At 74.3% G+C, this 26,413-nt stretch carries 23 protein-coding genes; 12 read left to right on the top strand and 11 right to left on the bottom strand.

What is annotated here, in order from left to right; translation table 11 throughout:
• Nucleotides 1-2: 2 nt before the first annotated feature.
• Together ACTMSW_RS05770 and ACTMSW_RS05765 are read right to left on the bottom strand one after the other, a co-directional pair.
• Nucleotides 3-773, bottom strand: coding sequence for a nucleotidyltransferase domain-containing protein (locus ACTMSW_RS05770; RefSeq protein ID WP_441179378.1), 771 nt, complete (start codon nt 771-773; stop codon nt 3-5).
• Nucleotide 774: 1 nt separating this feature from the next.
• A complete protein-coding gene (locus ACTMSW_RS05765) occupies nt 775-1,332 on the bottom strand; it encodes an NUDIX hydrolase (protein WP_441179377.1) in 558 nt (185 codons plus the stop codon).
• Nucleotides 1,333-1,516: 184 nt separating this feature from the next.
• Here ACTMSW_RS05765 and ACTMSW_RS05760 point away from each other — a divergent pair, with 184 nt between their 5' ends.
• Nucleotides 1,517-1,720, top strand: coding sequence for a hypothetical protein (locus tag ACTMSW_RS05760; protein WP_441179376.1), 204 nt, complete (start codon nt 1,517-1,519; stop codon nt 1,718-1,720).
• 58 nt (nt 1,721-1,778) lie between these two features.
• Here the strand turns inward: ACTMSW_RS05760 and ACTMSW_RS05755 are convergent, their stop codons facing one another.
• Nucleotides 1,779-2,588, bottom strand: coding sequence for a hypothetical protein (locus ACTMSW_RS05755; protein ID WP_441179375.1), 810 nt, complete (start codon nt 2,586-2,588; stop codon nt 1,779-1,781).
• 97 nt (nt 2,589-2,685) lie between these two features.
• Here ACTMSW_RS05755 and ACTMSW_RS05750 point away from each other — a divergent pair, with 97 nt between their 5' ends.
• Both ACTMSW_RS05750 and npdG read left to right on the top strand, forming a co-directional pair.
• On the top strand, nt 2,686-4,119 hold the full coding sequence (locus tag ACTMSW_RS05750; protein WP_441179374.1) for an RNB domain-containing ribonuclease: 1,434 nt from the start codon (nt 2,686-2,688) through the stop codon (nt 4,117-4,119).
• Between the two features lie 67 nt (nt 4,120-4,186).
• Complete coding sequence (gene npdG, locus ACTMSW_RS05745) at nt 4,187-4,885, top strand: NADPH-dependent F420 reductase (RefSeq protein ID WP_396712660.1); 699 nt, start codon at nt 4,187-4,189, stop codon at nt 4,883-4,885.
• A gap of 162 nt (nt 4,886-5,047) precedes the next feature.
• Here the strand turns inward: npdG and ACTMSW_RS05740 are convergent, their stop codons facing one another.
• From ACTMSW_RS05740 to ACTMSW_RS05730, 3 genes are all read right to left on the bottom strand, one after another.
• Nucleotides 5,048-5,578 (bottom strand): hypothetical protein, encoded by a 531-nt coding sequence (locus ACTMSW_RS05740; protein ID WP_441179373.1) that lies wholly within the window; start codon nt 5,576-5,578, stop codon nt 5,048-5,050.
• Between the two features lie 223 nt (nt 5,579-5,801).
• Nucleotides 5,802-6,647 carry a 3-methyl-2-oxobutanoate hydroxymethyltransferase gene (gene panB, locus ACTMSW_RS05735; RefSeq protein WP_441179372.1) on the bottom strand — a complete coding sequence of 282 codons (846 nt, stop codon included), beginning with the start codon at nt 6,645-6,647 and terminating at the stop codon, nt 5,802-5,804.
• 108 nt (nt 6,648-6,755) lie between these two features.
• The gene (locus ACTMSW_RS05730) at nt 6,756-8,516 is read right to left on the bottom strand and encodes an NAD+ synthase (protein ID WP_441179371.1); all 1,761 of its coding nucleotides are present in this window, start codon (nt 8,514-8,516) and stop codon (nt 6,756-6,758) included.
• A gap of 229 nt (nt 8,517-8,745) precedes the next feature.
• Here ACTMSW_RS05730 and ACTMSW_RS05725 point away from each other — a divergent pair, with 229 nt between their 5' ends.
• From ACTMSW_RS05725 to ACTMSW_RS05700, 6 genes are all read left to right on the top strand, one after another.
• Nucleotides 8,746-10,095: a glutamine synthetase family protein gene (locus ACTMSW_RS05725; RefSeq protein WP_441179370.1), complete on the top strand. Its 1,350-nt coding sequence runs from the start codon at nt 8,746-8,748 to the stop codon at nt 10,093-10,095.
• Nucleotides 10,096-10,182: 87 nt separating this feature from the next.
• Nucleotides 10,183-10,608, top strand: a complete 426-nt coding sequence (locus ACTMSW_RS05720; RefSeq protein WP_441179369.1) for a DUF350 domain-containing protein — start codon at nt 10,183-10,185, stop codon at nt 10,606-10,608.
• Between the two features lie 36 nt (nt 10,609-10,644).
• On the top strand, nt 10,645-11,337 hold the full coding sequence (locus tag ACTMSW_RS05715; RefSeq protein WP_441179368.1) for a helix-turn-helix transcriptional regulator: 693 nt from the start codon (nt 10,645-10,647) through the stop codon (nt 11,335-11,337).
• A gap of 66 nt (nt 11,338-11,403) precedes the next feature.
• Nucleotides 11,404-14,745 carry an NACHT domain-containing protein gene (locus ACTMSW_RS05710; RefSeq protein WP_441179367.1) on the top strand — a complete coding sequence of 1,114 codons (3,342 nt, stop codon included), beginning with the start codon at nt 11,404-11,406 and terminating at the stop codon, nt 14,743-14,745.
• A gap of 110 nt (nt 14,746-14,855) precedes the next feature.
• A complete protein-coding gene (locus tag ACTMSW_RS05705) occupies nt 14,856-15,236 on the top strand; it encodes a VOC family protein (protein WP_441179366.1) in 381 nt (126 codons plus the stop codon).
• Between the two features lie 199 nt (nt 15,237-15,435).
• On the top strand, nt 15,436-16,320 hold the full coding sequence (locus ACTMSW_RS05700) for a Vgb family protein (protein ID WP_441179365.1): 885 nt from the start codon (nt 15,436-15,438) through the stop codon (nt 16,318-16,320).
• A gap of 81 nt (nt 16,321-16,401) precedes the next feature.
• Here ACTMSW_RS05700 and ACTMSW_RS05695 read toward each other — a convergent pair whose 3' ends face one another.
• The 3 genes from ACTMSW_RS05695 to ACTMSW_RS05685 all read right to left on the bottom strand — a co-directional run bounded on the left by ACTMSW_RS05695 (nt 16,402) and on the right by ACTMSW_RS05685 (nt 18,707).
• Nucleotides 16,402-17,232 (bottom strand): SDR family NAD(P)-dependent oxidoreductase, encoded by an 831-nt coding sequence (locus ACTMSW_RS05695; RefSeq protein WP_441179364.1) that lies wholly within the window; start codon nt 17,230-17,232, stop codon nt 16,402-16,404.
• 63 nt (nt 17,233-17,295) lie between these two features.
• The gene (locus ACTMSW_RS05690) at nt 17,296-17,721 is read right to left on the bottom strand and encodes a MarR family winged helix-turn-helix transcriptional regulator (RefSeq protein WP_441179363.1); all 426 of its coding nucleotides are present in this window, start codon (nt 17,719-17,721) and stop codon (nt 17,296-17,298) included.
• Between the two features lie 56 nt (nt 17,722-17,777).
• On the bottom strand, nt 17,778-18,707 hold the full coding sequence (locus ACTMSW_RS05685) for a S66 peptidase family protein (RefSeq protein ID WP_441179362.1): 930 nt from the start codon (nt 18,705-18,707) through the stop codon (nt 17,778-17,780).
• A 53-nt stretch (nt 18,708-18,760) separates the two neighbouring features.
• Here ACTMSW_RS05685 and ACTMSW_RS05680 point away from each other — a divergent pair, with 53 nt between their 5' ends.
• Nucleotides 18,761-19,528: a type 1 glutamine amidotransferase gene (locus ACTMSW_RS05680; protein WP_441179361.1), complete on the top strand. Its 768-nt coding sequence runs from the start codon at nt 18,761-18,763 to the stop codon at nt 19,526-19,528.
• Nucleotides 19,528-22,539: a bifunctional [glutamine synthetase] adenylyltransferase/[glutamine synthetase]-adenylyl-L-tyrosine phosphorylase gene (locus ACTMSW_RS05675; protein ID WP_441179360.1), complete on the top strand. Its 3,012-nt coding sequence runs from the start codon at nt 19,528-19,530 to the stop codon at nt 22,537-22,539. Before ACTMSW_RS05680 ends, ACTMSW_RS05675 begins: the two co-directional genes overlap by 1 nt.
• A 31-nt stretch (nt 22,540-22,570) precedes the next feature.
• Here the strand turns inward: ACTMSW_RS05675 and ACTMSW_RS05670 are convergent, their stop codons facing one another.
• Both ACTMSW_RS05670 and ACTMSW_RS05665 read right to left on the bottom strand, forming a co-directional pair.
• Nucleotides 22,571-23,209 carry a class I SAM-dependent methyltransferase gene (locus ACTMSW_RS05670; protein ID WP_441179359.1) on the bottom strand — a complete coding sequence of 213 codons (639 nt, stop codon included), beginning with the start codon at nt 23,207-23,209 and terminating at the stop codon, nt 22,571-22,573.
• 95 nt (nt 23,210-23,304) lie between these two features.
• The gene (locus ACTMSW_RS05665) at nt 23,305-24,954 is read right to left on the bottom strand and encodes a hypothetical protein (protein WP_441179358.1); all 1,650 of its coding nucleotides are present in this window, start codon (nt 24,952-24,954) and stop codon (nt 23,305-23,307) included.
• Between the two features lie 45 nt (nt 24,955-24,999).
• Between ACTMSW_RS05665 and mptB the strand changes: the two genes are divergently transcribed.
• Entirely contained in the window at nt 25,000-26,412 is a 1,413-nt protein-coding gene (mptB, locus tag ACTMSW_RS05660; protein ID WP_441179357.1) for a polyprenol phosphomannose-dependent alpha 1,6 mannosyltransferase MptB, read from the top strand.
• Nucleotide 26,413: the final 1 nt, after the last annotated feature.

Raw genomic sequence — 26,413 nt, 5'->3', positions numbered from 1 at the left:
GGTCAGGGGACCAGGACCTCGGCCAGGACGCGGCGCTGGAAGGCGCGGGCCTCCGGACCGCTCGGCGGCGGCCCGCCCCTCCGCGCCGCGATGGACCGGTCGATCAGGTCGGCGGGCCACCCGTCGGCGATCAGCCGCCGGCCGGCGTCGACCTTCGACAGCCACACGCCGTGGCGGACCCGCGCCAGCGAGCGGGCCGCGCCGAGCACCGCGTCCTCGGCCCCGGGGGCCGGTCCGTCACCGGGCGGCAGCGGCAGGGCCAGCCACCAGCGCAACGCGTCGACCAGCAGGGCCCGCAGGTCGGTGTGGGACAGGTCGGCGAACGCCTCCGCCGCCGGAGGGCCGAGCAGGGCGTACCCGCCCTGGTGCAGGATGCTGCGGTCCAGCCCGTACCAGAAGCGGCCGTCCTCGACGGGCCGCTCGCCGGCCGACCAGGTGACCCGGAACGGCATCCGGGCTCCGGTGTTCAGCTCGACCTCGAAGCCGGGGTCCGGGGTGCCGGAGCGGGCCACGTCACGGCGGTAGACGACCAGTTCCAGCCCGCGCGCGGGGCACGGCTGCGCCTCGTGCCGCAGCGCGTCCACCAGGGCCCGCTTGCGCCCGTCGTCGAGGGCCGCCGCGCAGACCAGGGCCACGTCGACGTCGCTGCGCCCCGGCTCGTACGCGTCCAGCGCCACCGAACCGGCCGCGTACGCCCCGACGAGGTCGTCGCCGAGCACCGCGCGGGCCCGGTCCACCAGCGCGGCGAGGTAGTCCCGAACGGCGCGGTCCACGTCAGTCCTCCGGTGACTCGGACCAGGCGGTGCCGGCGGGCAGGAACCAGGCCGGCCCTGCCGCGTCCGGCGCGGCCGGGGCAGGTGGCTGTTCCCCGGCCTCCAGGACCTTCTCCGAGATGCCCAGCGCGTGCGCGATGACCAGCCGGGCGTGTCGGTCCAGCGTCGGCAGCGCGTCCGGCGGGAACCACCCGACGGCCACCGACTCGTCGTCGTTCACGCGGGCCGTGCCGTCGACCAGGTGGCAGAGGAAGCCGAGGTTGAGGAACTCGCAGCGGTCGCCGTTGGGGTACGTGTGCGGATGGGCGAGGACGCTGCTCAACCGGGCCGGCTCCACCTCCAGGCCGGTCTCCTCCCGCACCTCGCGGACGACGGCGGTGGCCGGCTGCTCACCCGGCTCGACGATGCCGCTGACGACCGACCAGCGCCCGTCGTCGGCCCGCTGCCCGAGCAGCAGATCCCCGGCGTCGTTGCGGACGACGGCGCTGACGCTCGGGAGCCAGAGCAGCTCCGTGCCGATGTGCCGGCGCATGCGGCGGATGTACTCCGGTACTGCCATCCGGCGATCCTATGCGGGGTCGGCGGCACGCCCGACCGGGTGGCCGACGGGGCGACCGCCCACCACCTCAGCGTCGGTTTTCGCTGTTCGCGCCCCTACCGGCGGCAGCGCCTCTACTGTGGAGATCATCGGCGCTTGCGGTGTTCCGGTGGCGTCCGGGTGCGTCGCGGTGCACAGTGATCGCATGAGTGACAGCGGAAGCGGTGGCCACTACTACTGGTGCACCCGACACCACCGGGTCGAGACCGACGCCGACGTGTGCCCCGCCCGGCACGTTCTCGGCCCCTACGACTCACCGGCGGACGCGGAGAACGCGCTCCAGCAGGTGCGGGAGCGCAACGAGGCATGGGACGCCGAGGACGCCCGCTGGGCCGGGGAGGGCAGATAGGCGGCGCGGGACGGCCCGCGCCGAGGTACTCCGTGCTCCGCGAGGGCGAAGCACGCCCCTAGGAGGGAACCGAGATGGCCGAAGCACAGCAGGCCACCACCCGCCCGGCCGCCCGGCGCAGCACCGCGAAGAAGACCACCGCGGCGGAGCGGACCGCGGGCGCGACCCGCCCGTCCACCTCCGTCAGCGCGAAGCGGGAACCAGCCACGAAGGCGGCCGGCTCGGCCCGCCGTGCCGTGTCGAAGAAGTCCCCCGTCGCGAAGAAGACCACCACCGCGAAGACGGCCGCCGCCGCGAAGTCGGCGGTGGCGAAGAAGACGACGGCGACGAAGAAGACGGCCCCAGCCAAGAGGACGACGGCCACGAAGAAGGCCACCGCGCCCGCCAAGAAGGCCGCGACGAAGGCCACCGACACGGCGAAGAAGGCCTCGGCCACCGCGAAGAAGACGACCGCCGCGACGAAGACGACGGCGGCGAAGAAGACGGCAGCGGCGAAGAAGACGGCGACCGCGAAGACGACCACCGCGGCGAAGAAGGCCCCCGCGAAGACCTCCACGGCCGCCCGCAAGGTCACCTCGACGGCGAAGACCACGTCGCCCGCGAAGAAGGCCCCCGCGAAGAAGGCGCCGGCCAGGAAGGCCACCGCGACCCGTCCCAGCGGCACGGCCGCCGCCACGAAGGCCCCGGCGCGGAAGGCGACGTCGACCGCCACGGCCCGCAAGGCCACCGCGAAGAAGGCGCCCGCGAAGAAGACCGTCGCCGCGAAGACGCCCGCGAAGAAGGTCACCGCCCGGAAGACCCCGGCCCGGCCGGTCGCCGCACGAGCCACCCCGCCCCGGAGCGTACGGGCGACCGCCCGCAAGGCCACCGGCTGACCCGACCCGCTTCCCTGCGGCGCGCCGACGACCAAGGACCGGCGCGTCGTCGGAGGGCGGATCGTGCGCCGCGCTGTCAGGATGGGCGGCGTGGTGATCAGACGCGTCCTCGCCCCCCGCATCGACTTCGGCTCCCTGCGCCGCGAGATGGACCTGCCCGAGAGCTTCCCGGCCGCCGCCCAGCGGGAGGCGGACGAGGCGGCGTCCGCGTCGCCCCGGCCGGCCGTCGACCGCACCGACGTCCCGTTCGTCACGATCGACCCGGCCGGGTCGCGGGACCTCGACCAGGCGATGCATCTCGCGCGCCGCCCGGGTGGCGGGTTCCGGGTGACGTACGCGATCGCCGACGTCGCCGCCCACGTGCGCCCCGGCGGCCCGCTGGAGGAGGAGACCTGGCGGCGCGGGCAGACCATCTACCTGCCCGACGGCACCCTGCCCCTGCACCCCAGGACGCTCAGCGAGGGCGCGGCCAGCCTGCTGCCCGACGTCGACCGGGCCGCCGTGGTGTGGACGATCGACCTGGACGCCGACGGCGCGACCGTCGCCGTGGACCTCCAGCGGGCGCTGGTGCGCAGCCGGGCCCAACTGGAGTACGTCTCGGTGCAGGCGGATGCGGACGCCGGCCGCCTGCCCGAGCCCATCGCCCTGCTGCCGGAGATCGGCGCACTGCTCACCGCCCGGGGGCTGCGTCGCGGCGCGATCAACCTGCCGCTGCCCGAGCAGGACGTCGAGCCCGACGGCGACGGCTGGCGGCTCGTACTGCGTGGCCCGGTGCCGATGGAGGAACACAACGCCCAGATCTCCCTGCTGACCGGCATGGCCGCCGCCGACATCATGCTCGCCGGCCGGATCGGCCTGCTGCGGACGATGCCCGCGCCGAATCCGGAGGCGGTGCAACGGCTACGGGCCGCCGCCGCCCCGCTGGGCGTGCACTGGCCGGACGGGGCCGGCCCCGGCGCGGTCATCGCGGGGCTGGACCCGGCGCAACCCCGGGCGGCGGCCTTCATCGACCAGGCGGCCGAGCTGATGCGCGGGGCGGCGTACACCGCCTTCGACGGGACGCTGCCCGAGCAGTCCGCCCACGGCGGGGTCGCGGCCGCGTACGCCCATGTCACGGCGCCGCTGCGGCGCCTGGCCGACCGGTACGCGACCGAGGTCTGCCTGGCCCTGCACTCCGGCCGCGCGGTGCCCGACTGGGCCCGGGCGGCGCTGCCGAAGCTGCCGGAGGTGATGGCCGCGACCGACCGGACCGCGTCGACGGCCACCCGCGGCGCGATCGAACTCGCCGAGGCGGTCCTGCTGGAACACCGCGTCGGGGAGGTCTTCGACGCGGCTGTCATGGACGTCGACGCGCCGCCCGGCCCCCGGTCCAAGCCGGGCCGCCGTCCCGGCGGCACGGTCGCCCTCGACGACCCGCCGGTGCGCGCCCGGTGCCTGGGCGACCTGCCACTGGGGGAGCGGATCCGGGTCCGCCTGGTCACCGCCGACCCGTCCACCCGGTCGATCGCCTTCGAACGGGCCTGACCCCCGGCGGGGTTCGTCACAGCGCCCGAGACTGCTGCGGGCGCGGCGGTTTTGCGAGGATGGGCGCATGGCATACGACGCGAGCACACTGCCCGACGTTTCCGGGCTCACCGTCGGCATCATCGGTGGCACCGGTGACCAGGGGCGAGGTCTCGCCTACCGGTTCGCCCGGGCCGGTCAGACGGTGCTGATCGGGTCCCGGTCCGCCGAGCGTGCCGCCCAGTCGGCACAGGAGATCACGGCCCTCCCCGGGGTACCCGCCGGAGTCGTGGTCACCGGGGCGGACAACGACGAGGTGGCCCGGCGCAGCGACGTCGTCGTGATCGCCGTCCCGTGGGACGGGCACGCCGCGACCGTCGCCGCGCTCGCCGAGCCCCTGGCCGGCAAGATCGTGGTCGACTGCGTGAACCCGCTCGGCTTCGACAAGCAGGGCCCGTACGCGCTGCGCGTCGAGGAGGGCAGCGCCGTGCAGCAGGCCGCCGCGCTGCTGCCCGACTCCCGGGTGTGCGCCGCGTTCAACCACGTCAGCGCCCCGCTGCTGGCCGACCCGGAGATCGACCGGATCGAGCTGGACGTGCTGATCTGCACCGAGGACCGGGAACTGGTCGACGTGGTCGGCGCGCTGGCCGCCCGCATCCCCGGCATGCGCGGCATCTACGCCGGTCGGCTCCGCAACGCCCACCAGATCGAGGCGTTCACCGCCAACCTGATCGCCATCAACAAGCGCTACAAGGCACACGCCGGCATCCGCGTCACGGACCTCTGAGCCGGCGCCTCCCGCCCTCCGCTCCCGTCCCCGCTCCCGCTCCCGCGATCTTGCACTTTGGGTCTGTGTTCTGCGGCTTTCGTCCTTCATGACGAGGCCGCAACTGCAAGATCGCGGAGTGGGGCGGGGCGGAGCGAGGGCGATCGGGGTTCGGAGGGGCGGTCAGAAGGTGACGGCGACGCCGGCCTTCCTGCAGGCGGTGGAGAGGGCCGTGCCGGCCTTCTCGAAGGCGGGGTTGGCAGCGGCCGTCGCCGGATCCGCGGCCTTCGCCGCTTCGCCGGCCTCCGCGCCGAACGCGTTCAGGGCAGCGGTCACCGGACTCGCGGGGTCGCCGGTGGTGGCCGCCGTGGTCATCTTCTTCTCCAGTCCGCTCAGGACCTTCCCGAACAAGGCCGGCGACAGTGCTTCGCCGGACTTCAGGGCGTCGGTGAGGGTTTCCTTCATGTCGGCGCTGGCCCTCTTCGCCGTCTCGCAGAGCTTCTTGTCGCTGACGGTGGCCGTCGTCGGCACGGCGGCGGCGGAGGGGGAGGCTGGCGTCGGGGACGGCGCGGCGGCGGACGGCGCGATGGCCGATTGCGCGGTGGCCGACGGCGCTGCTCCGGTCGTCGTGCCGGTCTGCTCGGCGCCGCAGGCGGCGAGTGCCATCAGGGAGACGCAGGTCAGGATGACCGGAAGAAAACGAGAACGATTCACGGGCGGGTACGTTAGCCGCTTCCCCCGGTCCTCTGCGCTCCCGTCCCGCCACGGCGGGAACGCGGCGACCGGAAGAATCTGCCGGCACACCCTCGCGGACGGAGCGCCAGCCCCCACCAGGCACGGCGTCGGCCCCTGCCCGGGGCGACCGCCCCGGGCGGTGGCGGTTAAGAAGGGCCCCCTCCTCTACACCAGGCGTTAAGAGGGGGCCCTTCCTTACACCTCAGAAGGTGTGTTCGGCGGCGGGGAACTCGCCGCCGCGTACCTCGTCGGCGAAGCGGCGGGTCGCGTCGGCCAGCGCGCCGGCCAGGTCGGCGTAGCGCTTCACGAAGCGCGGTGCCTTCCCGGTACGGAGACCGGCCATGTCCTGCCAGACCAGCACCTGCGCGTCGGTGTCCGGTCCGGCACCGATGCCCACGGTCGGGATGGACAGCTCGTGCGTGATCCGCTTGGCGACCTCGCCGGGCACCATCTCCAGCACCACCGCGAAGGCGCCGGCCTCGGCCACGGCCCGCGCGTCGGCGACCACCTCCTCGGCGGTGTCGCCACGCCCCTGCACCCGGTACCCGCCCAGGGTGTGCTCGCTCTGCGGGGTGAAGCCGATGTGCGCCATCACCGGGATGCCGGCGCCGACGATCGCGGCGATCTGGTCGGCGCAGCGCCGGCCGCCTTCGAGCTTCACCGCGTGGCAGCCGCCCTCCTTCATGAACCGCACCGCGGTCCGCAGCGCCTGCGTCGGGCCCTCCTCGTAGGAGCCGAACGGCAGGTCGCCGACGATCAGCGCCTGCTTCGTCGCCCGGACCACCGCGCGGACCAAGGGCAGCAGCTCCTCGGCGGTCACCGGCAGGGTCGTCTCGTAACCGAAGACGTTGTTGGCGGCCGAGTCCCCGACCAGCAGCGCCGGGATGCCGGCCTGGTCGAAGATCGCCGCCGTGTACTGGTCGTACGAGGTGAGCATCGACCACTTCTCGCCGCGCTCCTTGGCGGCGATCAGGTCGCGGGTGCGTACCCGTCGGGTGGCCGGACCGCCGTAGAGGGCGGTCACCTCGGACGGGGTGGACTCCACCATGGTTCTCTCCTTCCTCGAGGCCGCGTACGCGGTCCCCGGGTTCCGCCGCGATCGTCGCACCACCCGACGGCGCGACGGCAGGGCGGAGTGGAGGATGTCACTCCCGGGTCAGCTGTCCTCGCGCCACCGGTTGGTGACGGGGAGCCGCCGGTCCCGACCGAACGCCTTCATGGAGATCTTCGTGCCCGGGGCGGACTGGCGGCGCTTGTACTCGGCGGTATCCACCATCCGCAGCACCCGGTCGACCACGGCCGGGTCGTGGCCGGACTCGACCAGGCCGTCGCGGCCCAGGTCGCCGTCGACGTAGCCGATGAGGATCGGGTCCAGCACGTCGTAGTCGGGCAGGGTGTCGCTGTCCAACTGCCCGGGGCTCAGCTCGGCGGACGGGGGCTTGCCGATCGAGTTCTCCGGGATCGGCGGCGTCTCGCCCCGCCGGGTGGCGTCCGCGTTGCGCCACTTCGCCAGCCGCCAGATCAGCGTCTTCCACACGTCCTTGACCGGGTTGAAACCGCCGACCGAGTCGCCGTAGAGCGTCGAGTAGCCGACTGCCAGCTCACTCTTGTTGCCGGTGGTCAGCACCAGGTGGCCCTCCTGGTTCGACAGGGCCATGAGGATGACACCCCGCACCCGGGCCTGAAGGTTCTCCACCGCCACGCCGGACAGCGACATGTTGGCCAGGAAGGTGTCCACCATGGGCTGGATCGGCTCGACCCGGTAGTCCAGACCGGTGCGCTTGGCCAGGTCGGCGGCGTCCTCCCGCGAGTGCTCGGAGGAGTGCTGGCTGGGCAGCGATACCCCGACCACCCGCTGCGGGCCGAGCGCGTCGACGGCCAGGGCGGCCACGACGGCCGAGTCGATGCCGCCGGACAGGCCGAGCACCACCGAGGGGAAGCGGTTCTTGTCGACGTAGTCCCGCAGTCCGAGCACCAGCGCGTGCCACACCTCGGCCTCGTCGGCGACCGTTTCCATGACACCGCCGGTGGCGGCCGGACCGTCCGGAGCGGGCAGGTCGCCCCGCACCGCCGCGCGGACCACCCGCAGCCCGTCGGCCAGCTCGGCGTCGTCGTTCGGGGCGGGAGCGGCGGCCGGCAGGTCCACGTCGTGCACGAGCAGGTGCTCGACGAACTGCGGGGCCCGGGCGAGCAGCTCGCCGTCCGCGCCCACGATCATCGAGTCGCCCTCGAAGACCAGCTCGTCCTGGCCGCCGATCATGTTGACGTACGCGATGGTGGCCCCGGCCTCGGCGGCCCGGCGGCGGACCAGCGGCAGCCGGATGTCGTCCTTGTTCAGCTCGTACGGCGAGCCGTTGATGTTGAGCACGAGGCCGACGCCGGCCTGCCGGGCGGCGGCGAACGGGCCGCCGGCCTGCCACAGGTCCTCGCAGATCGTCAGCGCCACGTCCACGTCGCCGATCCGGACCACGGTGAGCATGTCGCCGGGCACGAAATACCGGTCCTCGTCGAAGACCCCGTAGTTGGGCAGGTGGTGCTTGAAGTAGGTGGCGACCACCCCGCCGTCGTGCAGCAGCGCCGCCGCGTTGCGGGCCCCGCGGCCGGGCTGGGCGTCGCCGCTGACCTGCGGTGGACCGTCGGCGTCCAGGTAGCCCACCAGGACCGGCACGCCGCCCAGACCGTCGGCGGCGAGGTCGGCGGCGAGCCGCGCGACGGCGGCCTTCGACGCCGCCACGAAGGACCGGCGGAAGACCAGGTCCTCGACCGGGTAGCCGGTCAGCATCATCTCCGGGAACGCGACGAGCTGGGCGCCGGTGTCGGCGGCGCGGCGGGTCCAGACCCGGACCAGCTCGGCGTTGCCGGTCAGGTCACCGACCGTCGGGTTCACCTGGCACAGGGCGAGACGCAGGGTGGGCATGCCCTCATCTTGCCCCAGCGTCCGGGCGCCGACACGGCCGCCCGCGCGAGACGACCGCCACCCGCACGGCCGCCGCCGGGACGCCGGCGCCGGACGGACCTGCACCCCCGGGACAGGAGGGGACGCACGCGGGGCGGTCGCGTAACGTCGGCGTAACCGGGCCGGTGGAAACTGGTCGGTCAGGCCGGGGAACCGGACCAAGGCGGACAAGGTGTCGCGAGGAGTGGAAGTGGACCGTCAGCAGGAGTTCGTCCTCCGTACGCTGGAAGAGCGGGACATCCGGTTCGTCCGGCTCTGGTTCACCGACGTGCTGGGCACGCTCAAGAGCGTGTCGGTGGCCCCTGCGGAGCTGGAGGCGGCCTTCGAGGAGGGCATCGGCTTCGACGGCTCGGCGATCGAGGGCTTCGCGCGGGTCTTCGAGTCGGACATGGTGGCCATGCCCGATCCGACCACCTTCCAGGTCTTCCCGTTCGAGGGCGGGGTCAGCGGCGAGAGCGCCCGGATGTTCTGCGACGTCCTGCTCCCCGACGGCGGACCGTCCTGGGCCGACCCGCGCCACGTGCTGCGCCGGGCGCTGTCGAAGGCCGCCGAGAAGGGCTTCACCTTCTACACCCACCCGGAGATCGAGTTCTTCCTGCTGGAGAACGGCCCGATGGACGGCTCGGTGCCGGTCCCGGTGGACACCGGAGGCTACTTCGAGCACACCACGCACGCGGTCGCCCGGGACTTCCGCCGCCAGGCTGTCCTGGCGTTGGAGCGGATCGGCATCTCGGTCGAGTTCAGCCACCACGAGGTCGCTCCGGGCCAGCAGGAGATCGACCTGCGGTACGCCGACGCGCTGACCACCGCCGACAACATCATGACCTTCCGGCACGTGATCAAGGAGGTCGCGCTCTCCACCGGTGTGCAGGCCACCTTCATGCCGAAGCCCTTCACCGACCAGCCGGGCAGCGGCATGCACACCCACCTGTCGCTGTTCGAGGGCGAGCGCAACGCGTTCCACGACGCCGGTGACCCGATGAAGCTGTCGAAGGTGGCCCGTGCGTTCATCGCCGGTCTGCTGGTACACGCCCGGGAGTACACCGCCGTCACCAACCAGTGGGTCAACTCCTACAAGCGTCTCTTCCCGCAGCACCTGCCGGACCGGGTCACCGAGAGCCCCGCGTACGTCTGCTGGGGTCACCTGAACCGGTCGGCGCTGGTGCGGGTGCCCGCGTACGGCAAGCCGAACTCGGCCCGGGTCGAGGTCCGCTCGCCCGACTCGGCCGCCAACCCGTACCTGGCCTTCGCGGTGCTGCTCGGCGCCGGCCTGAAGGGCATCGAGGAGGGGTACGAGCTGCCGCCGGGCGCCGAGGACGACGTGTGGGCGCTGACCAGCGCCGAGCGCCGGGCGATGGGGTACGAGCCGCTGCCGGAGAACCTGTCCGAGGCGATCGACGTGATGGCCGGCTCGGAGCTGGTCGCCGAGGTGCTCGGCGAGCACGTCTTCGACTTCTTCCTGCGCAACAAGCGGGCCGAGTGGGAGCAGTACCGCCGCGAGGTCACCCCGTACGAGCGGCAGCGTTACCTGTCGCTCTGATCGGAGGATCCCCGAGCCGGCGCGGGACCGCTATCGTCTCGATCACCGCCGGCACCCCGCCGGGCGGTGGAGCCCGGGAGGCGTTCGGTGCTGGAGGACCTGTTCAGCGGAGCATGGCAGAGCGTCGTGTTCGGCGTCGTCGGGGTGGGCCTGATGGCGGCGGGGTTCCTGCTGGTCGACCTGCTGACGCCGGGACGGCTGCGGGAGCTCATCTGGGTGCGGCGCAACGGCAACGCCGCGCTGCTGCTGGCCGCCAACCAGCTCGGCATCGCCGGGATCGTGTTCACCGCGATCCTGACCAGCTACAGCGACTTCGGCAAGGGCCTCGCGTCCACAGTGATCTTCGGGTTGGTCGGCCTGCTCATCATGGCGCTGGCCTTCTTCGTCCTGGACCTGCTGACCCCCGGCAAGCTCGGCGAGGTCATCTGCTCGGAGGAGCCGCACCCGGCGGCCCGGGTCAGCGCCGCCACCCACTTCGGGGCGGCCCTGATCGTCTGCGCCTGCATCGCCTGAGGTGTTCCGTCGTACCCGGGGGCTAGCGTCCGGGGTGTGAATCGTACGGATCGGCTGTACGCCCTGGTGGAGGAGCTGCGCGCCGTGTCGCCACGGCCGCGCAGTGCCCGCTGGCTGGCCGGGCACTTCGAGGTCAGTGCCCGCACCATCGAACGGGACATCGCCGCGTTGCAGGGCTCCGGCGTGCCGATCTGGGCCGAGCCCGGCCGCAGCGGCGGCTACGTGGTGGACCGCGCCCGCACCCTGCCGCCGGTCAACCTGACCGCCGCCGAGGCCGTGGCGATGGCCGTCGCCCTGCACCGGCTGCGCGGCACCCCGTTCGCCGCCGCGGCCGGCACCGCGCTGCGCAAGCTGCTCGCGGTGATGGCGGCCGCCGACGCCGCCGAGGCGCACCGCCTCGCCGGTCGCGTGCACCTGGTCGGCGACGGGCCGGTGACACCCGTCCCGGCCGTCGTCGCCGACGCGGTGTCCGCGCGGCGCGTGCTCCGGCTGTCGTACGCCGACCGCACCGGCTCCTCGTCGCTGCGGGAGGTCGAGCCGCTGGGTTACCTCGGCAACGCCCGGTACTGGTACCTGCTGGCCTGGTGCCGGCTGCGCGACGAGCTGCGCTGCTTCCGCACCGACCGGATCCTCGGCGTGGTGCCGCTGGCCGAGGAGGTGCGGCGCGAGCTGCGTCCCGAGGACGTGGACATCCCGCACGAGCGGATCCGCCCGCTCAGCCTGGTCTGAAACCCGACAGCGCGGCCCTCTCCGATCCGGGATCCTGGACGGTCTGCCGTTCCCGGGGAGGAATGCGTGCCCGACACGCTCAGCTACGCCGACGCGGTACGCCTGTTGGGCGGGGAGAAGAGCAGGTTCGTCGACTGGTTCGACAAGCTGACCGGGGGAGCCCTGCTGGCCGCCTCGGTGCCGGTGCCGGCGCTGCTCGGCCTCTTCGACGCCAAGGCGGAGTTCGTCCGGCTCGGCCACGACCTCGTGCGCACCGTCAGCGAGAAGCGGTCGGGCCTGTCCCGGTACGGGCGCACGCAACGGCTGGAGGCGGCGCACGCGGTGATCGCCGTGACGGCCTTCTTCGAGGCACTCGACGGGATCGACTTTCCGTTCGACGTCGACGAGCTGCGGGCGGAGAAGCCCGAGCAGCTGTTCCTGGGCGGTGCGGCTGTCGTCGATCCCTCCGCGCTGACCCACGCCCTCTTCGCCACCTCGGCTCCGGGGCTCAACCCGCACCTGCCCTACCCGGAGCTGCGTGGCGCGCTGGGCAGCTACTACCGCGTCATGACCGGCCATCTGCTGCGGTTCGTCACCGGGTTGAGCGCCTGGGAGCGGCTCGGGGCGCAGCGGCAGGCGGTGTTCCGCGAACGGGTCGACAAGCTGACGGAACTCGCCGTCGACCGGCACCACGACCTGCTGACCCAGCTCGCGGTCCAGTTCCCGGAGGTCTCCTTCTGGGCGGGTCTGCACGCGCACGAGGCCACCCGCGCGGAGGTGCGGACGGTCGCGACCGGGCTGGTGGAGCTGCGCCACGCGTTGGAGGACCTGTCGACCGGTCGGGTTCCCGACGAGCGCCGGGCCGCGCTCGCCCGAGCGTACGCGGACGAGCTGACCGGGCCGATCATCTCCTCGGGCGACGTTCCCGCCGGACTGCGGGTGCCCACCCTCGGCACCGGGTACGTGCCGCCCCTGTGTCGCGTGGCGGCCCTCGACGGCGATGCCCGACCCAGCGACGAGTCCTGGTGGGCGGACCGGGAGGTCCGCGCCGACCTGACCGACTTCCTGACCGGTCACGTCACCTCGCCGGGCGCCACCCGTGCGCCGCTGCTGGTGCTGGGCCAGCCCGGCTCGGGCAAGTCCGTCCTCACCCGGGTACTGGCCGCGCACCTGCCGGCTGCCGACTTCCTCGTGGTCCGGGTGGTGCTGCGCGAGGTGCAGACCGGAGCGGACCTGCAGGACCAGATCGAGCAGGCGATCCGCGCGAAGACGGGCGAGCGACTGGAGTGGCCGGCGCTGGCGCGCTCGGCCGGCGACGCGCTCCCTGTCGTCCTGCTCGACGGATTCGACGAACTGCTCCAGGCGACCGGTGTCACCCAGACGGACTACCTGCTCAAGGTGGCGGCGTTCCAGCGGCGGGAGGCGGCGCAGGGTCGGCCGGTGGCCGTGCTGGTGACGACCCGGACCAGCGTCGCCGACCGGGCCAAGCCGCCGCCGGGCACGGTGGCGCTGCGGTTGGAGCCCTTCGACGAGACGCGGATGACGAGCTGGGTGTCGACGTGGAACGCGGTGAACGCCGACCGGTTCCCGGCACTGGGCGTGGCGCCACTGGACCCGTCGGCGGTGATCGCCCACCGCGAGCTGGCCGAGCAGCCACTCCTTCTGTTGATGCTCGCCCTGTACGACGCCGACGGCAACGACCTGCGGTCGGCCGGTGAGCTGCGTCGCGGCGAACTCTACGAGCGCCTGCTGCACCGCTTCGCCCGCCGTGAGGTCGTCAAGCACCGGCCGGGTCTACCCGACCGGGAACTGGACCGGGCGATCGAGGGCGAGCTGCGCCGGCTGGCGGTCGTCGCGTTCGCCATGTTCAACCGGGGGGTGCAGTGGGTCGCAGAGAACGACCTGGAGTCCGATCTGGCCGCCCTGCCGTTCCTGACCGGCGGGCCGGTCATCGCCCGGGCCGGCACCGACCTGCAGGCACCGTTACGGCCCGCCGAGATCGTGCTGGGCCGGTTCTTCTTCGTGCACCGGTCCCGGGCCCTGCGGGACGACCACCGGCTCGAGACGTACGAGTTCCTGCACGCCACCTTCGGCGAGTTCCTGGTGGCGCGTACGGTGGCCCTGGTCCTCGGTGCGACGGCGGACCGGGCGGCGGCGAGTTCGTTGCTCAGCGCCGCCTCGGTCGACGACGACCCGCTGCACGCCCTGCTCTCGTTCGCCACCGTCACCGGGCGCGCGCCGATCGTCGCGTTCCTCGCGGAGTCGATGCAGGCGCTGCCGACGGACCGTCGGCTCGCGGTGACCGATCTGCTGCTCCAGTTCTTCCGCGCGGCGGACGCCCCGCGCGCACCCCGGCAGTTCGCGTCGTACCGGCCGGCGGCCATGTCGGTGCCCGCCCGGCACGCGGCCTACAGCGCGAACCTCCTGGTGCTCGTGCTCTGCGTGGGTGACGAGGTCCACGGCTCGGAGCTGTTCCCGGAGTCGGCCGACGACGTGCGGTCGCCGTGGACCCGGCAGGCGCTGCTGTGGCGCTCCCAGCTCGGCGCCGGTGAGTACCGCAGCCTGGTCATGGCGCTGAGGATGGAGCGGCTCGGCCCCGGGGAGCGCCGGGAGATCCGGCTGTCCCTCGACAACGGGCACTGGCGACCACCACCAATCGATCCCTCCTGGACGTACGGCATTACCGCGGAGCGCACGTCCTTGGACGGCGGCTCGTGGGTGGACGTGTGGCCGGACCCGGACGCGGACGTCGTGCACCGGATGACGAACTTCGAGTGCGGCCTGAACGCCGACATCACCGCGCATGCCCTGGAACCGCTGTGGCGGCGTATCCCACCGTCGGTGAACTCGTTCGGTCAGGTCGGTGAGGAGTACCGTTCGGCGGCGAATACCCTGCTGACCGCTCTGCTGCCGCCGTTCAGCGAGCTCTCGGAGCGGGAACGCGGACGCGTGTACGAGGAAGCGTTGGCCCTGTCCGAGGCGACGGCGGGAGTCGAGCTGTGGCGGGGTGTGCCGCGTCGTGACGTGACGCTGCTGCTCCTCGACCGGCTGGCCACCGACGCGCGGGTGAGCGCGGAGGTGATCGTCAACCTGCTGGAAAGGCACTTCAGGAGGGTTCCAGACGCGGGTGTGCTGCGATCGGTCCTGCGGTGCTGTCGATCGGTGCTCGACCAGCCGCCGGTGGTCGACGAGCGGCTCGCCGTCCTTGTCGATGGCCTCATTCCGTCCTTACCGTTCCACGACAACGACGTGATGCTCCTCGTGGCGGAGGTCGAGCTCCGGCTTGTCGACCGGGGTAGCGGCCACGCGTTCAACTCGCAGGACATGCAAGAGGTGCTCGTGCCGCTGCTCGACGCCACCCGGCCGGACCTGGCCCGCCGGCTGCGTCGCCTCATGGAGCCCTCGCTGCCGAAGCGGGACGGTGCCTGAGCAGCATCGCGGAACTCGGGTAAACACCGACAGGACGGTGTCGCGGACGAGGTCGAGGCTGACTCCTGACGACGCCGGCCGGCCGGCCGGCGCGGAACGGGAGGCGACACATGTCCACGATCACCAACGCGGTCACCTGGTTCGAGGTCGGCACGGACCGGCCGGTGGAGACCGAGCGGTTCTACGCCGACGTCTTCGGCTGGGCTTTCGTCGACGAGGGCACCCCGGAGGCGCCGTACCGGTCGGTGGAGTCGAGCCCGGAGGGATCGATCCAGGGTGGAGTGCGGGCGACCGGCGGGGTGGGGCCGAACTACGCGGTCTTCTACGTCCAGGTCGCCGACGTGGCAGAGACCTGCCGGCAGGTCGAGGCGGCCGGCGGAAAGGTGCTGGCACCGGTGACCACCACCCCGGGCGGGCTGACCCTGACGCACCTCGCCGACCCGGCCGGCAACCGGTTCGGCGTCTTCGCGTCACCGTCGGCCGACGCCTGAGCGGGCCCCGCTCCGCGGCGGAAGCCTCGCTCCGTGCGCGGGGGAGCGGGCGTTAAGAAGGGCCCCCGGTACAACGCCAGGCGTTAAGCGGGGGCCCTTCCTTTCACGAAACCGGTTGCGTCGGGACGTCCGGCCGTCGAGGGTGGTCGCTCGACGGACCCGGCGGCGTCGGGTGGACTTCGACGGAAGGCGGCCGGCCGTGACGGAACGGACCATCCGGGAGATCTCGGTGAGCGACGCGGACGCCGGCCCGTACGGCGTCACGGCCGGCCCCGACGGCGCGCTGTGGCTGACGCTGGTGCACGCCGGCGCGATCGCCCGGGTCGGGGCGGACGGCGAGCGGCGCACCTGGCCGGTGGGGGACGGCAGCCGGCCACTGATCATCACGCCGGGCCCGGACGGGGCCCTGTGGTACACGCGGTCCGGCGACGACCGGATCGGCCGGATCACCCCGGGCGGAGAGCAGAGCGCCGTCGTGCTCCCGGAGGGGACCGGCCCCGGCGGCATCGCCGCTGGTCCGGACGGTGCCCTCTGGTACGCGGGGATGACCTCGGACACGATCGGTCGGGTCACCACCGACGGGACGGTGACGTGGTTCCCCGTGCCGGTGGAGGCGGGGATGCCGTCCATGGTCACGGCCGGTCCGGACGGCGGCGTGTGGTTCACGCTCAACCGCGCGAACGCGCTCGGCCGGATCGACCCGGACGACGGACGGGTGGTCGTGCATCCATTGCCGACGCCGGACGCCGCGCCGGTCGGCGTCACCGCCGGGGTCGACGGCGCGGTGTGGTTCGTGGAGATCGGCGCCGGTCAGGTCGGGCGGATCACCCCGGACGGCCGGATCGACGAGTACCCGCTGCCGGACCGGACGGCCCGGCCGCACGCCATCGTCGCCGACCCGGCCGGCGGGTGCTGGTTCACCGAGTGGGCCGGCAACCGGATCGGCCACGTCGACGGCTCGGGGGTCATCGTCGCGTACGACCTGCCCACCCCGTCCAGCGAGCCGCACGGCATCACGGTGACCCCCGACGACACCGTCTGGGCAGCCCTGGAAACCGGCGCCCTGGCCCACCTGACCCCCTAACCCCCCGGCCCCGGCCCCCCGCTCTCGTTGATCAAGAAGTTTGCGTCATGGGCGTGCCCTCTGCTGACGCAAACTTCTTGATCAACCCTGGGGGTGGGGGGTGGTCAGGTGGGCGGTGCGGGTCCACAGGGTGCGTCGGAGAGCCTCGTCGCGGGCGCGGCGGGGGAGCGGGACCGGTCCCTTCATGCCGATCAGCACCGCGTCGGGGTGCCGGCGGGCGGTGTCGAGCAGGGTCCGGGCGACCTCGGCCGGCTGGCGTACGGTCATCAACCGCGCGAACAGCGGGTTGAGCAGCCGGCCCAGCGGTGTCCGGGCCACCTCGTCCCGGATGCCCGTCTCCACCGCGCCCGGGTTGGCGACGTGGACGGTGACGCCCGTGCCGGCGAGGCGGGCGGCGAGTTCCACCCCGTACACGTCGTTGGCTCCCTGGCCGACGCCGTGCGCCCGGAAGGCCCCGGTGCGCGGCCCCGGCGGCACGTCGGCCAGCCGCAGCCTTCCGGCGGCTCCGGCGGCCGCGACGTGCAGGATGTGCGCGTCGCCCGCCCGCAGCCGGTCGAGCAGCAGATCGACCAGCAGGAAGCGGGACAGGTAGTTGGTCGCGAAGCCGACCTCGAAGCCGTCGGTGGTGTCGACCCGGGTGGCCTTGATGACGTCGGCGGCCTGGACGAGGTGGTGGATGGCGTCGTGCCGGGAGGTGAGTTCGCCGGCGAGCCGGCGCACCTGCGCCAGTTCGGAGACGTCGGCCCGCAGGAAGGTGGCGCCGATCTCGGCGGCGGTGGCCGTGCCGGTGTCCGCCGTGCGGCCGACGATCGTCACCCGGTGGCCCTCGGTGACGAGGTGCCGGGCGATCTCCCGGCCGATGCCGCGGGTACCGCCGACGACGACGGCGACGCGGGGTGAGGGGGTGGACATGGCTCCTCCTGATGTTTAGGGCTAAACAAAGGGTTGTGTGGTCACGCGGGTCGGACGGGGGTCTCAGCAGCCGGGCGTCAGTCGGTGCAGCAGGTCGAGGAGCGTGGCGCGCTCGTGGGGGGCGAGGCCGGCGAAGCGGCGATCGAGGAAGGCCCGGTGCGCCGGGATGAGACGCGTCACCAGCGCGCGCCCCTGCTCGGTGAGGGTCAACTCGTTGCTCGCGCCGACCGGGACCCGCCGTAGCAGACCGGCGTCGTCCAGGCGGGCGACCAGTTGGCTGACCGCGCCCTTGGTGACCCCCAGCCGCTCGACGAGTGCCTGCTGGGTCACCCCCGCCCGCTGGTGTGCGGCGACCAGCACCTGGTACTGCGCCGGGGTGAGCCCGTACGCGCGCAGCTCCTGGGCGCCCTCCTGGGCGACGCAGTGCGCCACGCGCACCAGCGCGGCGTAGACCTCGCCGCTCGACGGGGTCCTCCGGTCGTCCGTCACGCCGATGAGTTTAGCCCTAAACAACGTCGCCGCCCAGCGCGGCCCGGTGCGGGCGGTCAGCGGACGGCGGGGGAGACCGTGAGGGTGCCGGCGTCGGCGTCCAGGACGGCCCCGGTGCCCACCGGCACGGTGAGCTGGCCGGGGCCGTGGCCGATCGGCAGCCCGCCCAGCACCGGTACGCCCAGGTCGCCCAGCCGGTCGGTGAGCACGTCGGCCACGTCCACCGCCCAGCCGTCGGCGCAGCCGGTGAACTGGCCGACCGCCACCCCGGCCAGTCCGTCCAGCACACCGGCCCGGCGCAGCTGGGTGAGCATCCGGTCCACCTTGTACGGCGGCTCCTGCACGTCCTCGACGAGCAGCACCGCCCCGGTGAGGTCGGGCATGTCCGGGGTGCCCAGCGAGGCCACCACCAGGCACAGGTTGCCGCCGAGGAGCCGGCCCTCCGCCCGCCCCGGCACGCGTACGGCCGAGGTCTCCTGCCCGGCCACGGCGGCGACGGTCACCGGCTCGGCGACGGTCAGGACGCGGTGCAGCGACTCCGCCGAGTCCAGTGGGGTCCGCTCGTCCCGCCAGGCGGCACCCGGTCCGTGCACGGTGGCGAGCCGAGCACCCCGCCACAGCGCGAACTGGAGGGCGGTGATGTCCGAGAAGCCGGCCACCACCTTCGGGTCCCGCCGGACGGCCGACATGTCGATCGCGTCCACCACCCGCTGCGCCCCGTAGCCGCCCCGGGTGCAGATCACCCCGCGTACGTCCGGGTCGGCGAAGGCGGCGTTGAGGTCGGCAGCGCGCAGCTCGTCCGCGCCGGCCAGGTAGCCCTGGCGGGCGTACGCGTGCGGGGCGGGCGCCGGCCGCAGGCCCCAGCCGGTCAGCAGCTCCACGCCCCGGGCCACCCGCTCCGGGTTGGTCGGCCCGGACGGCGACACCAGCATCACCGTGTCGCCGGGGCGCAGCGCTGGCGGGCGGAGGACCTCGTCGGTGATCACAGCCGACGAGCCTAGTCAGCCCCGGTACGCGGGTAGGCGATAGCCTCGACGTCGTGGCAACCGCGTTGGTGATCGAGAACGACCCGACCGACGACCTGCGCCGGCTGGGGGAGTGGCTGACCGAGGCCGGCCTGGACCTGTGGGTGGTGCGTCCGCACGCCGGGGACGAGCTGCCCGCCGACCTGGAGGGCTGGTCGGCGCTGGTGGTGCTCGGTGGGGACCAGCAGGCGTACCCGCGGGCCGACGGGTCGCCCGACGCGCCCTGGTTCCCGGCTCTGGAGGGGCTGCTCCGCAAGGCCGTCCGGCACCGGGTCCCCACCCTCGCGATCTGCCTCGGTGCGCAGCTGCTGGCCACCGCGCACGCGGGGACCGTCGAGCGCAGCCCGTCCGGGCCCGAGGTGGGCCCCGGCGTGGTGGGCCGGCGCGACGCCGCCGAGCGGGACCCGCTGTTCCGCTACGTACCGCTGATACCGGACGTGCTCCAGTGGCACTCCGACGAGATCACCGAGCTGCCCGCCGGTGCCACCCTGCTGGCCGCCTCGACCCGCTACCCGCACCAGGCCTTCCGCCTCGGCGACCGCGCGTGGGGCCTCCAGTTCCACATCGAGTGCGACACCGCGATGATCGCCGACTGGGCCAGCGGCTCCGAGCTGCTGGCCGAGCTGGGCTACGACCCGGAGCTGGTGGTGGCCGCCTGCGACGCGGTCATGGTCGACGTCGAGGAGGTCTGGCAGCCGTTCGCCGCCCGGTTCGCCGCGCTGGCCCTCGGCGAGCTGGACGACGACGCCACCCGCCGCAGCCTGCCCCTGCTCGGGCACTGATGAGCCGACCGACCAGGGCGCCCGGCAGGCTCGCCCGGTACGGCTTCGGCGGCGCGGACGGCGACGGCGGTTCCCGCGCGGCCGACCTGCTCGGCCCGGACGGGCTGGGCCTCTGGCGGCCGGACGAACAGGAGCCCACCGACGAGCGGGCCGGGGAGCTGCTGTCCTCGCTGTCCCGGGCCGCCGACCCCGACCTGGCGCTGCGCCAGCTGCACCGGATCGTCGAGGCGGAACGCCGGGCCGACGCGAACGGTGGCCGGGCGCTGCTGGAAGCCCTGCACGACGACCCCGGGCTGCGCCGCCGGCTGCTCGCGGTGCTCGGCGCGTCGTCGGCGCTCGGCGACCACCTGGTGGCCAACCCGGACCAGTGGCCGGCGCTGCGGACCGCGTCGGACGGGCTGGCGCCGGCCGCCGACGGGCGGCTCGACCTGTCCGGCGAGGGCCCGGCGGTGGCGGTGCTGCGGCGGGCGTACCGGCTGGCGCTGCTGCGGATCGCGGCGGCCGACCTGACCGGCGGCCGGGGTCTGGAGCAGATCATGGCGGCGCTGTCCGCGCTGGCCGACGCCACCCTGGCGGCGGCGTACGACATCGCCCTCGACGAGCTGCCCGAGGGCACGCCCCGGCCGCGCCTGGCGGTGGTGGCGATGGGCAAGTGCGGCGGGGACGAGCTGAACTACGTCTCCGACGTCGACGTCATCTTCGTCGGCGCGTCCGACGAGGACCTCGCGGCGGCCACCACCGTCGCGACCCGGCTGATCCACATCTGCGGGTTGGTCGCCTGGCCGGTCGACGCCGCGCTGCGCCCGGAGGGCAACCGGGGCCCGCTGGTACGGACGCTCGCCAGCCACCTGGCCTACTACCGGCGCTGGGCCCGCACCTGGGAGTTCCAGGCGCTGCTCAAGGCCCGGCCGGCCGCCGGTGACCTGGACCTGGGCCAGGAGTGGATCGACCAGCTCGCCCCCCTGGTCTGGCGGGCCGCCGAGCGTCCCGAGGCGGTCGAGGACGTCCGCGCGATGCGGCGCAAGATCATCGACAACATCCCGCCGAAGGAGCAGGAACGGGAGATCAAGCGCGGCTCCGGCGGCCTGCGCGACATCGAGTTCGCGGTGCAACTGCTGCAACTCGTGCACGGCCGGGGCGACGAGTCGCTGCGGGTGCCCGGCACCATCCCGGCGCTGCGCGCGCTGGTCGCCGGCGGCTACGTCGGTCGGGCCGACGGTGAGGCGCTCCTGCGCGGCTACCGCTTCCTGCGCGGCGTCGAGCACCGCCTCCAGCTCCAGGGCCTGCGCCGCACCCACACGGTGCCCACCGAGCCGACCGCGCTGCGGTGGCTGGCCGGCGCGCTCGGTTACACGGCCTCGCCGGGGCGCAGCGCCGTCGAGGCGTTCCGCGCCGAGTGGGTCACCCACGCCACCGAGGTACGCCGGCTGCACGCCAAGCTCCTCTACCGGCCGCTGCTGGAGTCGGTGGCCCGGGTACCCGCCGACGGGCTGCGGCTGACCCCCGAGGCGGCACGGCACCGGCTGGAGATCCTCGGCTTCGCCGACCCGGTCGGGGCGCTGCGGCACCTCCAGGCCCTCACCGGCGGGGTGAGCCGCACCGCGGCGATCCAGCGCACGCTGCTGCCGGTGCTGCTCAGCGAGTTCGCCGACGCGCCGGAGCCGGACCGGGGGCTGCTCAACTACCGCCAGGTCTCCGACAAGCTGGGCAGCACCCCCTGGTACCTGCGCCTACTGCGCGACGAGGGCCCGGTCGCCCGCCGGCTGGCCCGGGTGCTCTCCTCCTCCCGGTACGCCGCCGACCTGCTGGCCCGGGAGCCCGAGGCGCTGCGCCTGCTGGCCGAGGAGACCGAGCTGACGCCCCGTCCCCGGGAGGTGCTCTGCGAGGGCTTCGCCGCGGCGGCGGCCCGGCACGCCGACCCGGTCGAGGCGACCCGGGCCGTTCGCGCGCTGCGCCGCCGGGAGCTGGTCCGGCTCGCCTGCGCCGACCTGCTCAGCCGCGCCGGTTCGCTGGCACCGTCGCTGCCCCGGGCCGACGGGCGGGCCGCCCTCGGCCTCGCCGACGTGACCGCGGTGGGCGTCGCCCTGGCCGACGTCACCGACGCCACCCTGGCCGCCGCCCTCCGGGCCGCCCGGGCGACGCAGCCGGCGATGCCCGGCCTGCGGTTCGCCGTCATCGGCATGGGCCGCCTCGGCGGGTACGAGTCGAACTACCTGTCCGACGCCGACGTGCTCTTCGTGTACGACCCGCCGGAGGGTGCCCAGGAGAGCGCGGCCAGCGCCACCGCCCGGGGCATCGCCGAGGAGCTGCGCCGGTTGCTCGGCATGCCGGCCCCCGACCCGCCGCTGGGCGTTGACGCCGACCTGCGGCCGGAGGGTCGGCAGGGCCCACTGGTGCGCAGCCTCGCCGCGTACGCCCAGTACTACGCCCGCTGGTCCCGCGTGTGGGAGGCGCAGGCGCTGCTGCGGGCGCGGTTCGTGTGCGGTGACGCCGACCTCGGTGCGGAGTTCGTGGCGCTGGTCGACCCGGTCCGGTACCCGGCCGACGGGCTGACCCGCGAGCAGGTGGTCGAGATCCGGCGGATCAAGGCGCGGGTGGAGACCGAGCGGCTGCCCCGCGGCGCGGACCCGGCCACCCACACCAAGCTCGGGCGGGGCGGCCTGGCCGACGTCGAGTGGGCGGTCCAGATGCTCCAGCTCCGGCATGCCGGCGCATACCCGGAGCTGCGCGGCACGCGTACCCTCGACGCCCTCACCGCCGCCCGGGACGCGGGCCTGGTCGACCCGGCGGACGCCGTGGAGATGGCGGCCGGCTGGACGCTGGCCGCGCAGGTCCGCAACGCGCTGATGCTGGTCCGCGGCCGGGCCGGCGACCAGTTGCCCCGGCACGGCGTGGAACTGGCCGGCGTGGTCCGGCTCCTCGGACGGGACGACCCCGGGGAGTTCCTCGACGAGTACCTGCGGACCGGCCGCCGCTCCCGGGCGGCGACGGAACGGGTGCTGGAGGGCTGACCGCCGCCGACGCGGAGCCGCGCGGCCGGGGCTACCGGCGCCGGACCAGCACCAGGTGGTCGACCAGTTCGCCGGTCTGGCCGTCCGGGCCGGTGGCGGTCCGGCGCGGCGTCTCGAGTCGCTCGGTCTCCCACTCGCCGGGCTCCAGGTCCAGGCCGTCGAGGGTCTCCTGCGGGGTGAAGAAGCGGGCGTCGCGGTGGTGTTCCGCGTTGGCCCAGGGCGGCAGCGCGCCGTGCTCGACCACGAGGAGCCGGCCCCCGGGTGCCACCGCCCGCGCCGCCGCGCGGAGCACGTCCAGGCGCGGGAAGTCCAGCGGCGACTGGAGGAACTGTGCCGACACCAGGTCGTACGTGCCGGTCGGGAAGCCGCGGCTGAGGTCGTGCCGGTGGAACTCGATGCGCGAGTCCACCCCCGCGTCCGCCGCGACGGCCCGGGCCCGGTCGAGGGCGACGGCCGAGACGTCCACGGCGGTGACCTGCCAGCCCCGCCCGGCCAGCCAGATCGCGTCGCCGCCCTCGCCGCAGCCGAGGTCCAGGGCGGTGCCGGCGGGCAGCGGACCGACGACGTCGACCAGGTGCGGGTTGGCCCGCCCGCTCCAGACCCGTTCGCGCTGTCCGTAGAGGTCGTCCCAGAACCGGGCGGTCTCGGTGGTGTCGTCGCTGTGGTGCACGGTTCCTCCTGCGGTGCTCGGCGGCCGGTCGGCCCGTCGACCACGGTGGCGGGCCCGTAGGACCACCGGCAAGCGACGTTGCCGAAGTGGCAACATCAGCTGTCGAGGCGGTACTCCCCGGGGCCCGGCACGGTGACCGTCGTCCAGGCGCCGTCGGCGGCGACCGTCGCCCCGCCGGACGCGCGCAGCCACCGGCTGTGCCGTACCCGGACCGGCACCGTGCCGGCCCGCGGCGCGCGGAAGGTCACCGACGCCCCGTCCGACCGGACCAGCTCGCCGGGAGCGCCGACGACCGGCGTCGGGTCGGTCACCGCCCACACCTGCCAGCGCGGGTCGGACCAGACCGGCGTCAGGTACGGCAGACCGCCGCGGACCAGCTCCGCCTCGGCCCGGCCCACCCACGACAGCGGGGCGTCCGGCACCGCGACGAACTGCACCGCGTTGTCGGCCAGCCACGTCCGGTACGTGTCGGCGGTCAGCGGGACACCCGTACCGGCCGCCCCCGGAACGGTGGTGAAGAACAGCGGGTTCCGGTCGATGTCGGCCTGCCGCAGCCAGCCCCGCGCCAGCGGCACCTCGCCCAGCGCGGCGGCCTCGGTGTAGTTCCGCGTCGGCGTGACCTCCACCCGGCCGGTGAGCCGCTGCCCGGCGAGGAAGTCCCGCAGCGGCGCGAAGTAGGCCGGTCGGTTGGTCGGGTCGCCGACGCTGCGCAGGTCCGCCGGCGGCACCGGCGGCAACCACCACGCGACCCCCACCAGCAACGCGCCAAGCGCAAGGAAGGGCCCCCGCTTAACGCCTGAGGTAGAGGAAGGGCCCCTTCTTAACGCCGCGCCGGCGCCGGCCGGCGGGCGAGCAGCGCCGGCCGGCGGGCGAGCAGCGCCGGCCGGCAGGCGGGCGGCGGCGGCGAGCAGCGGCAACGTGAACATCACCGCCAGGCGGGTCGCGTTCAGGCCGACCGGGGTGTGCACCAACGCCGCCGCCAGCACCCCACCGGCCGACAGCAGCGCACCCACCCGCACCGGCCGGTACGCCACCAGCGCCGCCACCAGCAGGCTGGCCACCACCGCGCGCAACGTGTCGGTGCGGCTGATGTTCATCCACCCACCGTCGCCGAACAGCAGCGCGGTGACGCCGAGCGGCAGCGCCGCCGCGACACCGAGGGTCAGGCCGTCGGCGTACCGGCGGGACAGCAGCAGGGCCGCGCCGGCCAGCCCGACGAAGAGCCCGGCGACGGGGCTGGTGGCCGAGGCGAGCAGGGCGCCGAGTGCCGCCAGCACCAGCCGGGCCGGCGGCCGGCGCCGGCCGCCCGTCGCCACCCGGGAGGGCAGGGTGAGCGCGAGGAGGGCGGCCAGCCCGAAGGCCACCCCGAGGCCGTACGTGACGCGGCCGGAGACCAGGTTGCCGGCGATCGTGACCACCCCGACGAGGCCGCCGAGCAGCGGGCGGGGCACCCGCGTACGTACCAGCAGGGCGGTGAACGCGGTGGCCGCCGCCACCAGTGCCAGCGCCCCGACGACCCGCACACCGAGCGCCGCCATCAACGGCTGGGACAGCAGGCTGTAGCCGAACTGCTGCACTCCGCCGTACCAGCGCAGGTCCACCGGAGCGGGGCCGTGGGCGGCGAAGAAGTCGGCCCGGGCGACCTGGGCGGCGAGGTCCGAGCCCGTCGGGGGGAGCATCAGGTACGCCGCTCCCAGCACCGCGGCGAAACCCGCGGCCACCGCCACCACCCGACCGTGCCGCATGCCCACCTCCGTACCGCGACCACCGTACTGGCAGCATGTCCTCCCGTGCCTCTCCACCTCGCGCGCTGGACCGGCCTGGCCGGATCGACCCTCCTCGCCGTCGCGGCCTTCGTCGGTGGCGCTCTGCCCTCGTCGCCCCACAAGGTGAACCCGCTGAGCATCTGGCTGGGCCCGAACGGGCCGCTGCTGATCGCGATCTGGTTCGTCGGCCTCGGCCTGATGAGCTACGCGTGGTGGACGCTGCGCGACCGGGTGCCGTCCGCGCGCTGGGCGCTGGTCACCGTCGGGCTCTGGCTGGTCCCGCTGCTGGTCGCGCCGCCGCTGGGCAGCCGGGACGTCTACGCGTACGCGTGCCAGGGCGCCACCTACGCCGCCGGGTTCAGCCCGTACGAGCAGGGGGTGTCGACGCTGCCCTGCCCGTGGCTGGAGACGGTGTCGCCGATCTGGCGGGACACCCCGGCGCCGTACGGGCCGCTCTTCGTGCTTCTCGCCGGCGCGGTGGTGAAGGTCACCGGGTCGCTGGTCGGCAGCATCGTGCTGTTCCGGCTGTTCGCCCTGGCCGGGCTGGGGCTGGCGGCGGCCTGCCTGCCGGTGCTGGCCCGCCGCTGCGGCGTACCCGCCGGGCGGGCGCTCTGGCTGGCGCTGGGCTCCCCGCTGGTCGGGGTGCACCTGGTCTCCGGCGCGCACAACGACGCGCTGATGGTCGGGCTGCTGGTGGCCGGGCTGGCCCTGGTGGCGTCCCGCCCGGGCCGCCCGGGTCCGCTGGTGGCCGCCGGTGTGGTCCTCGGCCTGGCCGGGGCGCTCAAGGCGACCGCGCTGGTGGTGGTGCCGTTCGCGGCCCTCGCCGCGATCGTCGGGGCGTACTCGGTGCGGGCGCTGGTGCGTGACGGCGGGTGGGTGGCCGGCGGCGCGCTCGCGGCCGTGGCCGGTACGACCTTCGGCGCGGGGCTGGACTTCGGCTGGATCAGTGGCCTCGCCCGGGGCGGCGACGTGATCGCGTGGACGTCACCGCCGACCGCGGTCGGGCAGACCGTCGGGTACCTGGCGCTGCCGTTCGGCTGGCACGTGGACGCCCTCCCGGTCACCCGGGGCATCGGCATGGGGGTGCTCGCCCTGGTGCTGGTGTGGCTCTGGTGGCGGGCGCGGACCCGTGAGCCGCTGTGGCACGCGGCCCTGGCGCTGACCGCCACGGTGGCGCTGGCCCCGCTGTTTCACCCCTGGTACTGGATGTGGCCGCTCGCCGTGCTCGCGGCCACCGCGCGGCGCACCGGCTGGTTCGCGGTGGTCACGCTGCTCTCCTCGTTCCTGCTGCTGCCGGACGGAACGGGCCTGGCCCGGTACTCGAAGACCGCCGGCGCGCCGATGATGACGCTGGTGGTCATCGTGGTGACGGTCCGCTTGGTACGGTCGGCCCGGGTCGGCCGCCGGCCGGCCACCGTCGAAGCGGGAGACGGGTGAT

The organism is Micromonospora sp. BQ11 (assembly GCF_052068135.1).
Taxonomy (GTDB): domain Bacteria; phylum Actinomycetota; class Actinomycetes; order Mycobacteriales; family Micromonosporaceae; genus Micromonospora.
The sequence above is the reverse complement of the archived record's forward strand: the minus strand, read 5'-3'. Positions and strand labels throughout refer to the sequence as shown.